8 protein-coding genes are annotated in these 13,492 nt (G+C 66.8%); 6 read left to right on the top strand and 2 right to left on the bottom strand.

The window, feature by feature from the left end; translation table 11 throughout:
- Positions 1-49 precede the first annotated feature (49 nt).
- Genes tssK through tssA form a run of 4 tightly spaced genes read left to right on the top strand, consistent with a single transcriptional unit; the run spans position 50 to position 7,560 of the window.
- Positions 50-1,414, top strand: coding sequence for a type VI secretion system baseplate subunit TssK (gene tssK / locus ACYVNQ_RS20270; protein WP_460904353.1), 1,365 nt, complete (start codon positions 50-52; stop codon positions 1,412-1,414).
- Positions 1,407-2,504, top strand: a complete 1,098-nt coding sequence (locus tag ACYVNQ_RS20275; protein ID WP_460904354.1) for a DotU family type IV/VI secretion system protein — start codon at positions 1,407-1,409, stop codon at positions 2,502-2,504. Before tssK ends, ACYVNQ_RS20275 begins: the two co-directional genes overlap by 8 nt.
- The gene (locus tag ACYVNQ_RS20280; protein ID WP_460904355.1) at positions 2,501-6,454 is read left to right on the top strand and encodes a type VI secretion system protein; all 3,954 of its coding nucleotides are present in this window, start codon (positions 2,501-2,503) and stop codon (positions 6,452-6,454) included. Before ACYVNQ_RS20275 ends, ACYVNQ_RS20280 begins: the two co-directional genes overlap by 4 nt.
- Complete coding sequence (gene tssA / locus ACYVNQ_RS20285) at positions 6,451-7,560, top strand: type VI secretion system protein TssA (protein ID WP_460904356.1); 1,110 nt, start codon at positions 6,451-6,453, stop codon at positions 7,558-7,560. Before ACYVNQ_RS20280 ends, tssA begins: the two co-directional genes overlap by 4 nt.
- Before the next feature lie 109 nt (positions 7,561-7,669).
- On the opposite strand, the gene ACYVNQ_RS20290 is transcribed toward tssA, so the two are convergent.
- On the bottom strand, positions 7,670-9,388 hold the full coding sequence (locus ACYVNQ_RS20290; protein ID WP_460904357.1) for an FAD-dependent oxidoreductase: 1,719 nt from the start codon (positions 9,386-9,388) through the stop codon (positions 7,670-7,672).
- A gap of 171 nt (positions 9,389-9,559) precedes the next feature.
- Positions 9,560-10,330 (bottom strand): 2OG-Fe(II) oxygenase, encoded by a 771-nt coding sequence (locus ACYVNQ_RS20295; RefSeq protein ID WP_460904358.1) that lies wholly within the window; start codon positions 10,328-10,330, stop codon positions 9,560-9,562.
- Between the two features lie 183 nt (positions 10,331-10,513).
- On the opposite strand from ACYVNQ_RS20295, the gene ACYVNQ_RS20300 reads away from it, so the two are divergent.
- Together ACYVNQ_RS20300 and ACYVNQ_RS20305 are read left to right on the top strand one after the other, a co-directional pair.
- Positions 10,514-11,524 carry a GlxA family transcriptional regulator gene (locus tag ACYVNQ_RS20300; protein ID WP_460904360.1) on the top strand — a complete coding sequence of 337 codons (1,011 nt, stop codon included), beginning with the start codon at positions 10,514-10,516 and terminating at the stop codon, positions 11,522-11,524.
- 189 nt (positions 11,525-11,713) lie between these two features.
- Entirely contained in the window at positions 11,714-13,402 is a 1,689-nt protein-coding gene (locus ACYVNQ_RS20305; RefSeq protein ID WP_460904361.1) for an ABC transporter substrate-binding protein, read from the top strand.
- Positions 13,403-13,492: the final 90 nt, after the last annotated feature.

Below are 13,492 nucleotides of genomic sequence, written 5' to 3' on the forward strand. Positions count from 1 at the left end.
GGCCGCGGTGCGGCCCTGCGAAGTCGGCCAGACCAACGGCATAACTAATATGCGAAACCTGTTTCCTGATCCGACCTGCTGGTTCGAAGGCATGCCGTTGCTGCCGCAACATTTCCAGACCCAGGCGCTGCACGCGGCCGGCCATGCGGCGTTGCTCGCCGGCGCGGCGCGGCAGCATTTCTGGGGCGTGCTGGCGCTCGAACACGAAGAGGCCGGTCTCGCCAAAGGGCTGGTGCGCATCACCGCGCTCGATGCGGTGCTGGCCGACGGTCTCGCGATTCGCCATGGCGGCGACGATCCGGTGCTGGAGGTCGACGTGCGCGACGTATTCAGTTCGCCGGAGCAGACCGTCACCGTTTATCTGGCGGTGCCGCCGTTGTACCGCGGCGGCCAGCTCGATCAGCACGGCACGCGCTACCGCCAGGAGGAGCGCAGCGACGTGCCGGACCTGACCGCGGGCGCCGAGCCGGCCAGCGTCGTGACGTGGCGGCCGCGCCTGCATCTGATGACCGATCTCGGCGATCGCGAATACGACCGCTTGCCGCTGATGCGTCTAAGGCAGCAAGGCGGCGGCGTCGCGCTGACCGAATACGTCGCGCCATGCCCGGTAGTCCGGCCGGACGCGCCGTTGGGCCAGCGTGTGATGCGCATGGTGCTGCGCGCGCGCGAAAAGTGCGTGTTTCTGGCTGGGCGGCTCGACGCTGCGCGGCACGCGGGCGAGCTCGACGATGCGGCGCAGATCGAGCGGCAGCTGAGCGCACTATGGATGCGCCTGCCGGAAGTGGAAGCAGCGCTGATGTCGCGCGCCGTGCATCCGGTGGATCTGCATCGGGTGCTGGCCGGCATGGCGGGCTCGCTGGCGAGCCTGCGCCCTGAGCGCGGCGTGCCGGGCTTCCCGCCGTTCGACTATATGGAGTTGCTGGCGTCGTTCGAGCCGCTGCTGGACTGGATCGACGATGCGTTGTCGACGGTGCGCCAGGGCTATCGCGTGCGCCACTTTACCGAAGAGGCGGGCGGCTTCTGGATCGGGCCGCCGTTCGACAACGGCACACCGCAGCAGGAACTGGTGATCGGCCTGCGCATGCCGGCCGATGCCGGCGAGCGCGATGCCGGCGTTTGGCTCGATCAGACCGTGATCGCATCGCGCGCGCATGTGCCGACGCTCGCGCGCCAGCGCATGCGCGGTCTCGCGCGGCGGCGTCTGGCGCGCGAAGAGCGTGCCGCATACAGCGCCGGCGACGACACTGCGATGTTCGCGCTGGTGCTCGAAGATGCGTGGTTCGACGCAACCCAGCCGCTCGCAATCGACGTGCGCACGGGTACGGCGGGCGTCGCGCCGTGGGCGGTGCAGCTGTTCACGCCGAGCAGCGACGACGATGGCGCCGCGCACCCCGGCCGCCCGCGCGATGAGTGACTACAGCGTGCTGCCGGGCGACGAGCGCACGCCGCTGATGCGTGCGTTCGTCGGCGCTTTCGAGCACGCGATCAACGCGCGCGCCGCGCTCGAGCGCGGCGCCGCGGAAACACTCGAGCCGGCCGCTTACGCGGATGCGCTGGCCGAGCAACTGGCCAGTGCGACGCGCCGGCTGGCACGCGAAGCGATGGCGTGGACCGGCGCGGCCGGCGAAGCGGACATCGCGGCGGCACAGTATGCGTTCGTTGCGCTGCTGGACGAACTGCTGCTGTTCTCCGATTGGCCCGGCAGCACGGCGTGGGATGCGCGGCCGCTGGAAACCCGCATCTTCGGCACGCGCGCGGCCGGCGAGCGGCTGCCCGATGCGATCGAAGCGCTGCTCGCGCAACGCGATCCGGCGCAGCGCGACCTCGCCAACGTGTACCTCGCGTGTCTGACGCTCGGCTTCAAAGGGCGTCTGCGCGGCGAAGAAGGCGCGCTGCGCCACGACCAGTTGCGGCATGCACTGTTCGGCTTTGCGATGCAGCGCGATGCGGAGCCTGCACGCCTTGCCGCGCCGCTTGAACGCAGCGGGCTCGCGCCGCGCCGCGTGGTGCCGCTCACGCAGATGTTTCCCGACGTCGCGCGTTTCGTGTTGCTGCTGGTGGCGGGCGTATGCGTGCTGCTTGGCCTGTCGCATCTGCTATGGGAAATTGCGGTGGCGCGCGTGCGCCCTGCGCTGGATCAGTTTCAGTCGGTTGCGATCGTCGAGTTGCGGCCTCCGTCTACAGGCAATACGAGCGTCTCCGGCGCGGTGATGCCGGTGCCGGCGACATCGCGCGCGCCGGCCGCGGCTAGCGCCACGACCGGTGCAGCGCCGGGCGCAGGAGATGCCGGTGCCGGTGCGGCGGATCGCACGCCCGCGCCGGCGATCGCTCCAACACCCGCACCGGCGCCAGCGCCCACCACGCGCTCAGGCTCGTGGTCAGCTCCGCCATCCAACCCGCAACCCGCTCCGGCCAACCCGCCCGCTGCGCCTACCGTACAGGCGCCGGCCAACGCCGCGCTGGTGGTGCGCACGGTGGTACCAGCTCAGGGAGGCACGCGATGACGCTAGTCGTGGTTCTGCTCGGCCTGATCGCGCTGCTGCTGTGCGGACTGGTTGCGTTCGCAATCATCCAGTGGCGCCGCCGCTATCAGGACCAGAAGCCGCTGCGCACATTCGGCGCGGCGATTCGCGCCGCGCACAGCGCAATGGGCGTGCGCGACACCTATTCGATCCCGCGCGTGCTCGCCACCGGCGAACCGGCCGCACTCGACGCGCTGTCGCGTAGCTGGCGTCTGACGCCGGTCGGCGAGCCGGGCTGGTTCGGCAAGCTGTACAACGACGCCGAAGGGCTGATGATCGCCGAGCCGCACGACGCGCTGGCCGCGCCGCCTGCGGACCGGCAACTCGGCGCCTGGCGCCGGCTGTTGCGCGCACTGTTGCGCAACCGTCCGGGCCGGCCGCTCGACGCGATCCTGTGGGTGATCGCGGTCGACTCGCTGATCGACGAAACCGGTGCGCCGCGCGAGATGAGCGCGGCGGCCCTCGAAACTTCGCGCAAGCTGATCGCGCTGCAGCGGCAGTTCGGCCTGATGCTGCCGCTTTACGTGGTGATCAGCGGCTGCGATGCACTAGATGGTTTCGACGCGCTCGCCGCCGGCCTCGAACGCGTCGCGGCGGGCAGCACGCCACTCGGCTGGGCTTCGCCGTATGCGCCCAAGCGTCTCTATGAAGAAGCGTGGATCGACGAGGCATTCGCCGCGATGCGCGCGGGGCTCGCCGAAACGATTACCGAACTGGGCACCGTCGACGGCAATCTCGATGCCGCGCTGTTCCTGCTGCCGCAGCGGCTCGACCGGCTGCGTGTGCCGTTGCGCGAACGTATCGATCTGACCTTGCGCGGCGCGGCCGACGGCACGGCACCGCTGTTGCGCGGCATCTATTGCGTCGGCGCGATGCCGGTGCCGCGGCCGGCGGAAGCCGGCGCCGACTTCAACCTGGCCACTGGATTTGCGGCCGATCGCGGGCGGCGTGCGGCACCGGCGTTTTCCGCACGGCTGTGGCATGACGTGCTGCTGTCCGGCCAGGGGCTCGCCGCGCCGATTCCACGCGTGCTGGCGCTGCGCATGCGCCGGCATCGGGTGGCAACCGTGGTCGCGGCGGTGTTCGCCGTATGCTGGTGCGTTGCGCTCGGCGTGTCGTGGTGGCACCTGCGCAACGACGCGCGCGCACTCGCCGCCGCGTTCGATTCGCTGACTGTCGCCGGCACCGCGTACCACGATTCGGACAAAGGCGATGCGGCCACCGCGAAGGCGCTCGGCACGGTTGCCGACACGCTGATGAAGGTGCCGCGCTGGCGCATCACGTCGCCGTATATGCCGCTGTCGTATCTGATGCTCGAGCGGCAGTTGCGCGATGCCGAGCGGCACATGCTGAGCGGGCTGGTGTTCGCGCCGCTGCGCGATCGCTTCACCGCGCGCCTGATGCAGATGGACTGCACGCCGTCGACGAATGCCGCAACCGCTGCGGCCCAGCAGACTTCGACCCGGCCGCAGGACTATCCGGAATACATCCTGGGTGCACAGCTGGTTTCCAATGCGGCGCAAGCGGAGCATCTGGTCGCGCGCTTCAACGAACTGGTGCAGTCGGGCAGCGGCAACGTCGCGCTGCTCGCGCAATTGATGCGCGAGGCCGCCGGCGTGCAGCTCGACGCCGAGCATGTAGGCGACCGCGACGAGATCAACGATGCGATCGGCGACACCGTGGCGGTGCGCGGCGTGATCTCGCTGTCCGGCAAGAGTGCGCTGGCGGCGCGGCAGCAGGCGAGCGCCTGCTTCGAAGAGACGTTCGATGCGTGGTTCGACCGCGTCTATGCGGATTCGACGCTGACGCTGAACGCCGCGCAGGTGCAGACCACGCTGACCAATCTGCGCGCGCCTGGCGCGATGCCGGCGGATACCGAGCTCGCCGATCTGGCCACCCGCATCGATACGCTTGGCACCCAGGTCGACACCGCCAATCACGGTTGGGCCGGTTCGCGCGGCAAGGAACTGGTGCCGGGCCTGAGCGGCCTGTTCGATACCGCGCGGCATCTGCGTCTGATCGGCGAGGCGCCGGTGCAGTCGGTGCTCGCACACGAAGATGCCGAGCAGAACGCGTTTGCCGCGCGCTGGCTGGCCAACGGCAATCTGCCGAGCGTGCTGAGCGCGTCGGCGACGAGCGGCTTGCAGCTCGCGCCGGATTTGCCGCCACTGCGCGATGCGCTGCGCACCTTGCTCGCGCAACCGTTCGTCGCGACCTCGGGCGACGGCAGCGCATCGATCCGCAGCGTCGACGCGGCCAGCGTGCAACGCGCGCTCGCGGTGTTGCCGTCCTACCGGCAATATGTCGGCGGCCCGCTCGCGCAGGCACCGGATATCTATCGTCCGGCGCTGCTGGCAGCGGCCGGCAACGATGCGGTGCACAGCATGGTGCGGGCGCTCGCGGTGCCGCAATCGCCGAGCGTGCAGCGCGACACCGGCTCGACCGCCGATGCGGCCTTGCAGTTCGACGCGCTGCGCAAGAGCGCACTCGATCTGGTCGCCGCGTTCGATTCGCTTGGCCGCGACGATCTGGCGACGAGTGTGGCGCTGCACGTCAGCGATGCCGCGCTCGACGTGCTGCGTGCCGCCGATGCGCAATTGCAGGCGCTCGCACCGTTCCGTCCGGTGGGCGGCGATTTTTCGGGCTGGAACGGCAGCCCGGGCGGCTCGCTGCGCGCCTATGGCGCGGCCACGCCACAGGCGCTGCAAAGCTATCTGGCTGCGCAATCCGCAGCAGTGGCCGACACTGCGAGCACCGCGGCGAGCGCGCTCGACTGGCTGGTCGCGCAGAAGCAGCCGCTCGAGCCCGCCGACGCGCGGCTGGTGGCGCGCTGGCGCGCACTCAGCGCGGACCTCACGCAATACCGCGCGAAGAGCCCGGCCAGCGCGATGATCGCGGTGCCGTCGATCATCGCCGATCAGCTCGACAAGCTCGATGTCGACAACTGTAGCGCGACGCTCGCGCAAATCGACGTGCCGTCGACCGGCGATATTGTGTCGAGCGCCGGCGCGAGCCTGGTGTCGTCGGCGCGCGAGCAGTGCTTCCGGCTGCAGATGGGCGACGGCATGCAAGCTTACGAGCAGATCCGCAGTTTCTTCGCGCGTTATCTGGCCGGGCGTTTTCCGTTTGCCGCCGATGCCGGCGCGCCGGCTGCCGATCTGCGTCAGACCGCCGCGTTCGTCGCGCTGCTCGACAAGCAGCTCACCGATGCGCAGCGCGGTTTCGCGGCGGCAGCGGCAGTGGGGCGCGGCCGCCCCGACAGCGCGCAATTTCTCGCGCAACTCGCGCACGCGAAGCCGTGGCTCGATGCGCTGGTCGCGCGTGGCGCGGACGGCACGCTGCAGGGCTTCGAGGTGAGCGTCGAGTGGCGCACCGATCGTGCGGACGAGATCGGCGCTGACCAGGTGATCGAATGGAAGCTCGCCAGCGGTGGCGATCAGCTGACGTATCCTGCGTCGGGCACGGCGCCGCTGCGCTGGAAACCCGGTTTGCCGGTGTCGCTGAGCCTGCGCTGGGCCAAGGATTCGCCGTGGCGGCCGATGGTCGATGCCGCGCAGCCGACGCTGTCGAGCGATCAGGACGTCGCGGCATGGAGCGCCGGCGACGCGTGGTCGCTGCTGCGCCTCGTGCGTGCGCACCAGATGCCGGGCGACCCGGAACTGGTCAGCGCTTCGACCAGTCCGTCGCCCAATGCCCCGCCGCCGATCCCTTCACGCCTGATGCTCGCGCTGCCGGTGCGCGACCATAGCGGCGAGATCCAGAGTGCGCGGATGTATCTGCATGTCGGCTTCGTCGGCGCCGCGAAGACGCCGCAGGCGATTCCCGAATTGCCGGTGGCCGCACCGCGTGACGACGGCACGGGCGTCACGACCCGAACCCGAACCAGGAGCTGGCCGATGCCGACTTCGCAAAGCGTAGTGGGGCGCGGATGAATCCGGACTACGCGCTCGAAGCATTGCTGCAGCCGGTGCCCGGTGCGGCGCGCGGCGGCGTATCGCTGTTGCACGATGCCGAATTCGATACGATTCGCAGCGCACGCCGCGAGGACGATGCAAGCCTGCCGACCGGCATCTGGCAGACCGACCTGAAGGTGGCGGACTGGCGCGTCGTCGAAGCGGGTTGCCGGCGCATGCTGGCCGAACGCAGCAAGGACCTGACGCTGGCGGCGTGGCTCGGCGAGAGCTGGCTGCATCTGTATGGCTGGCAGGCGCTGCCGTACTGCTTCGAATTGCTGGCCGAACTGTGCGAGCGCTTCTGGGACGATCTGCATCCGCTGCCGCGCGACGGCGACAACGGCTATCGCGCCGCACCGCTCGCGTGGCTCGCCAATGCTTATGCGGATCTGCTGACTGCGCGTGTCGAACTGTTCGAAGGCCGCGACGAAATGCGCGGCACGTTGGCACAATGGCGTGCGGCGCAGCGCGAGGCATTGACCGCGCGGGCGCGCCAGGACGTGCCCGCGGCGAAACGCGAGGCCGCCGAGCGCGCCGCGTCGAAGATGAACGAAGCGGCGCGCGCTGCTTCGCCTGAGCAGATGCAACTGCAATACGCGGCGCTGAGCGCGGCCCGCGCGCGCATCGAGCGGCTCGATGCGTGGTGCACGCCGCGGCTCGACGACGAAGCGCCGAGCTTCGCGACGCTGGTCAAAACGATCGGCGATGCAGAACTAGTCCTGATGGAGTGCCTCGCGATGCATCCGAATGTTCCGCCGTTGCCGGTTGCCCCTGCCGTGCCTGCCAGCGGGGCGCCGGGAGCGGCTGTTGCGCTGCCGGTCGTGCCGATGGTGCCGGCGGTGCCCGTGGTGCCGGGCGTGCCGCAAAGCCGCGACGATGCGTACCGGCAACTGGCGACCATCGCCGATTACCTGATGCGCTACGAGCCGCACAGCCCTGTGCCTTACATGATTCAGCGCGCGCTCGAATGGGGTGCCAAGCCGCTGCCGCTGTTGCTGAAGGAACTGATGGCGAGCGGCCAGGACGGGCAGAATCTGTGGACTGTGCTGGGCTTGCTGCCGGGTGCGGCGGAGAAGGTGAAGTAGCGGCGGTGTTTTAGAGCGCTACGCTTCGCGGGTTGTGTACCGCAAGCTGCGATTCAGGAGCCAGGCCTCAGAAGCCGTGCTTCACAAGCCGTGCTTCACAAGCCGCGCTTCACATCCCGCCCAGATAGCGGTGAATCTCCGCCACCACCGCCGCCCCTTCGCCCACTGCCGATGCGACGCGCTTGGTCGATCCCGAGCGCACGTCGCCGATTGCAAACACACCATCGACGCTCGTCTGCAGCAGCAGCGGCTGGACCTGTGCGCGCGGCGCGTCCGGTCCCGTCAGCACAAAGCCTTTCGCGTCACATGCGACGCTGCACGTGTCCAGCCATTGCGTATTCGGTTCCGCGCCGATAAACACGAACAGGTGATGCGTGGTCATGCTTCCTTCGATGCCACCCGCGCCGCGATAGTAGACCCGCTCAAGACGCGCATCGCCCTCGAGCGCGGTCAATTCGACGCGCGTATGCACCGTCACGTTCGGCAGCGCGGCGACCCGCTCGGTCAGATAGTGCGACATGCTGTGCGCGAGGTTCGCGCCGCGAATGAACATGTGCACATGCTCGGCATGCGACGCGAGAAACACCGCAGCTTGCCCCGCGGAATTGCCGCCGCCGACCAGCAGCACCGGTTCCTTGCGGCACAGCCGCGCTTCGAGCGGCGTGGCCCAATAGTAGACACCGCAACGTTCGAAACGCGCGAGATCCGCGACCTCGGGCCGGCGATACTCCGCGCCGCTGCTGATCACCACGGTGCGCGCGGTGATGCGGCGTCCATCGGTCAGCTCGACCGCAGGCGGCTGCCGGTCGCAGTACAAGGCCTTGACCTCGCACGGAATGCCGATGTGCGCACCGAACTTCTGCGCCTGCACGAACGCACGGCCGGCAAGCGCCTGGCCGGTGATGCCGGTCGGAAAGCCGAGATAGTTTTCGATGCGCGCGCTGGTGCCCGCCTGGCCGCCAGGCGCGCGGCAATCGAGCGCAGCTACCGACAAGCCTTCAGACGCCGCATAGACCGCGGTTGCGAGCCCTGCAGGCCCAGCGCCGACGATCGCCACGTCATACACATGCGCCGGATCGAACTCCGGGATCAGCCCGAGGCAGGACGCGAGTTGCCCTTCATCGGGATTGCGCAGCACGGTGCCGTCGGGGCACACGACCAGCGGAAAATCGTCGGGCTGCGGCGTCAGACGCGCGAGTAGCGCGACCGCTTCGGCATCGTGCGCGGCATCGAGCGTCATGTTCGGGAACGCATTGCGGCGCAGGAAATTCTGCAGCGCGAGCAGCCGCGCATTGCCCGACGTGCCGACCAGCACCACGCCGTGGCCGCGTTCGATCACGAGCATGCGTCGCAAGATCAGCGCGCGCATGATCTTCTCGCCGAGATCGGCCTCGCTGATCATCATCAGGCTCAAGCCTTCGGGCCGCACCAGTACCGCCTCGACATCTTCGATTACGCGCGCGTCGACGACTGCCGGCTTGTTGGACAACTGCGTGACATCGGACGTGAATTCGCCGCGCTGCGTATACGTGTGAAGAATGCGTTCAGGACCCAGACCATCGCGGCCGACGATGCGCACCTTGCCGGACAGCACCAGAAACATGCCGGGGCACTGGCTGCCTGCGCGATAAAGCAAGGTGCCGGTCGCGTAGCGCGACAGGCTGCCGAAGCGGCGCACGCGCTCGATTTCGGCTTCGCTGAGCACCGGAAACATTTGCGGGTAGCGTGGATGCTGACGCACGCTCGGGTCTTCAATGAGCGCGTCGTCGTTGCTACGGCCTGCGGGGTCGGCGGGTTGGCCGGCGGGCGGCCCTGACTCGCTGCTCATGGATGGATTTCCTCAGCGGCATCGATGCGCCACCGTGCCTTGAAAAGAGTAGGTGACCAGCCGTCATGCAGCCAAGGATTTCTGCACGTTGCGCAAACCATGCCTTCCGCCACCGTGCAATCGTGCAATAGCGCACGCAATGCATCGCGCGACGCCTGCAAGCCCTCTGTTCTACTGCGCGTCGTGGAAGATCAGACCAAGCGTGTGTCTGCGCCCCGAGCGCAGGCGGCTCACCCCATGCCGCAAATGCACCCGGTAGATACCGCGTTGCCCTTGCACCGGCCGGGTATTCACGGTGAACACGACCGCATCGCCCTTGTGTAACGGCACCACTTCCGCGCGCGATTGCATGCGCGGACGCTGCTCGGTCATCACGAACTCGCCGCCGGTGAAGTCCTGTTCCGGCTCGGACAGCAGGATCGCAACCTGCAGCGGAAACACGTGTTCGCCATACAGGTCTTGATGCAGGCAGTTGTAGTCGCCGGCCGCATATTGCAGGATCAGCGGCGTCGCGCGTGTCTGGCCCGCAGCATGGCAGCGTTCGATGAACTCCCGATGCCGGCGCGGAAAACGCACGTCGAGATTGAGTGCCTCGTTCCAGCGGTTCGCCACCGGCGCGAGATGCGGATACAGCGCGCTGCGCAAGCCTTCGATCAGCGGTGGCAACGGGTACGCGAAATACTTGTACTCGCCGCGGCCGAAACCGTGGCTCGCCATCACCACGCGCGAGCGAAAGATGTCATCGCGTGCATAGAGGCGGGCGAGGGCGTCGCATTGTTGCGGCGTGACGAGCCCGCAAAGGGTGGCGCACCCGAAGCTGTCGAGTTCGCTCGCCACGCGTTGCCAGTCGAGCGAATCGATGCGGGCCGCCAGTGTGTGAAGCGTACCCGATGCGTCGCTTGTGCCGGCTTCGGAAAGATGTTCTGCAATGACCGCTTTCATGATTCGCTCCCGTTTCATGCAAGCCAGTGTATAAGCACGCTGGCCCGCCGGCACCCCGGCTCTTGCGCTCAAATTCGGACTAACTACGCTGTAATGGGGCCTGTCTATGCGGGCAGTCATGGACAGTCGATTTTCGGCCAGCTACGTTATCGGCCACCCGGTTCGACATTGCCCGCATTCGTCATGATGCTTAGAGATACCCACACCGCGCTCGAAAAGATCGCGGCTTCGTCGGACCCGCTGCGGGTTGCCTTCTACCTCGTACCCGATTTTCCGATGATGACCTTCGCCGCCGCGCTCGATCCGCTGCGGCAGGCCAACCGGATTTCCGGCCGTGCGTTGTACAAATGGAGCTTTCTGTCGATCGACGGCGCGCCGGTGCATTCGAGCGCCGGCTTGCCGATTCCGATCGACCACGCGGTGAGCGATATGCCGCGCTGCGATCTGGTGATCGTCGTAGCGGGCCTGAACCACACCAAGGCGTACAAGCCCGCGCTGTACCGCTGGCTGCGCGACATGCACAGCCGCGGCGTGGTGCTGGGCGGCATTTGCGCGGGGCAGTTCGTGCTCGCCAAGGCCGGTTTGCTCGAAGGCCGGCGCTGCGCGGTGCATTGGGAACTGCTCGCCGCGTTTCAGGAAGAATTTCCGCGCAGCGTCGGCACCAATGCGATTTTCGCGGTGGATGGTCCATTCATTACATCGTCGGGCGGAACCGTCACGCTAGACATGATGCTGTATCTGATCGCCGCAAGCAAAGGCCGCGAACTCGCCGATGCGATCTCGGATCAGTTCAATCATCCGGAGATTCGTCAGCACGATTCGTCGCAACGTATGCCCGCGCAAACGCGCTTTGGCATTCGCAATGCGAAGTTGGTCGAGATCGTCAAGGAAATGGAGTCGAGCATCCAGAACCCGGTCGATCTGCAGGTACTGGCGCGCCGCGTGCAATTGTCGACGCGGCAGATCGAGCGGCTGTTCGTCGCGCATCTCGGCCAGACGCCTTCCGCGTTCTATGCGGGCCTGCGTATGGCGCGCGCGCACGACCTGATCCTGCAAACCGATCTGCCGATTCCCGAGGTCGCGCAGATTTGCGGCTACATGTCGTCTTCGCGCTTCGGACGCATCTATCGCGCGCATTACGGCATGACGCCGCGCGACGTGCGGCTCGGTGGTCTCACTGCGCGCCGCGGCTGACTTACAGATTCCTTTTTCTCTCTTACGCAAGCGTGCGGCCGTGCGTATTTGCACGGTAAAACCGCTGCGATCTGCGATGTCGCTTTTTGTAGCTGAAATGTCGCATTTGTGTTTTTGGTTGAAAGTTGAACCGCCTTAATCTCTCACGTGACGCTGATCGACAGCCCGAACATTTTACGGAGAAACGCAGTGCCTAAGGATTCGCAAGCTTCCGAGCATCCGTATATCCCGACCCTCGTCGAGGACCTGAAAAGCGGCGCCGTGTCGCGCCGCCAGTTTTTGCGCACGGCGACGCTGCTCGGCCTGTCGGCTGTCGCAGCCTACAAGCTGAGCGGCGCGCCGAATCCGCTGATCGAAGAGGCGCAAGCGGCGGACGCCATGCCCAAGGGCGGCCACCTGCGCATCGGCATGCGCTGCATGGAAATCAAGAGCCCGCATCAGGCCGATTTCGCCGAGCGCTCGAATGTGATCCGGCAGGTATGCGAGTTTCTGACCTTCACGGGCAACGATAACCTGACGCGTCCGTATCTGCTGGAACGCTGGGAAGTCAGCGAAGATCTGAAGACCTGGACGCTGCATATCCGCAAGGGCGTGAAGTGGCACAACGGCCGCGCGCTGAATGCCGACGATGTGGTGTGGAACCTGAAGCGCGTGTGCGATCCGGCGGTGGGTTCGTCGATGCTCGGCCTGTTCACCGGCTACCTCGTGCAGGAATACGACAGCGGCCAGAAGGATGCGAACGGCAAGCCGAAAATGGCAAGCCGTCTATGGTCGGACAAGGCAATCGAGAAAGTCGACGATCAAACGGTACGCCTGAATTGCTTCGCACCGCAGATCGCCGTGCCCGAGCATCTGTTCCACTACGCGATGTTCATCATCGATCCCGCCGACAAGGGCGTGTTCGGCCCGGGCGCGAACGGCACCGGTCCGTTCGAGATGACGGCGTTCACGGTGGGCAAGGGTGCGGTGTACAAGGCGCGCAAGGACTACTGGGGCTCCGGGCCGTATCTCGACTCGTTCGAGTTCGTCGATCTCGGTGATAACCCAGGCGCATCGATTTCGGCAATGGCGTCGAAGCAGGTCGATGGCCTCTCAGAAGCCGACGCGGTGCAGGTCAATGCGATGAAGCGCCTGCCGCACGTGCAGCCGTACAGCGTGCTGACTTCGCAAACGGGCGTGGCGCGGATGCGCGTCGACCACAAGATTCTCAGCGACAAGCGCGTGCGCAAGGCCATGAAGCTCGCGATCGACCGGCAGAAGATTATCGCCACGTCGCTGCTCGGCGCAGGCATTCCGGCCGAAGATCATCACGTCGCGCCGGTGCATCCGGAATACGCGGCGCTGCCCAAATACGGGCGCGATATCGCGCAGGCCAAGCAGTTGCTCGCGCAGGCCGGTTATCCGAACGGCTTCGAAATCGACATGGTCACGCGCCCCGATCCGATCTGGGAACTGAACACGGTGCAGGCGCTCGCCGAGCAGTTCAAGGACATCGGCGTGAAGGTCAACATCAAGCCGCTGCCGAGCGCGCAGTACTGGGAAGTGTGGACCAAGGTGCCGTTCAGCCTGACCGGCTGGGGACATCGCCCGCTCGGCGTGATGACGCTCGCGCTTGCCTACCGTTCGAACGCTGCATGGAACGAATCCGGCTACGCGAACCCCGAGTTCGACGCACTGCTCGATCAGGCCAACGGCATTCTCGATCCGAAAAAGCGCAGCGTGGTGATGGCGAAGATCGAAACGCTGATGCAGGAAGACGGCCCGATTGTGCAGCCGTTCTGGCGCAGTTTCTCGACCGTGATGGACAAGAAGGTGAAGGGCTTTTCGGTGCACCCGTCGCAGTACATCTTCGCCAATCAATACGCGGTCACCGCGTAACAGCAGCGTGTAACAGCGGCGCGCGCAGCACGACGCTCGCGCGCAGTACGGCAGCCGCCGCGCAACAACCGATGCGCAGGCGGCGGCCGC

The sequence above is a fragment of the Paraburkholderia jirisanensis genome (genome assembly GCF_054782355.1).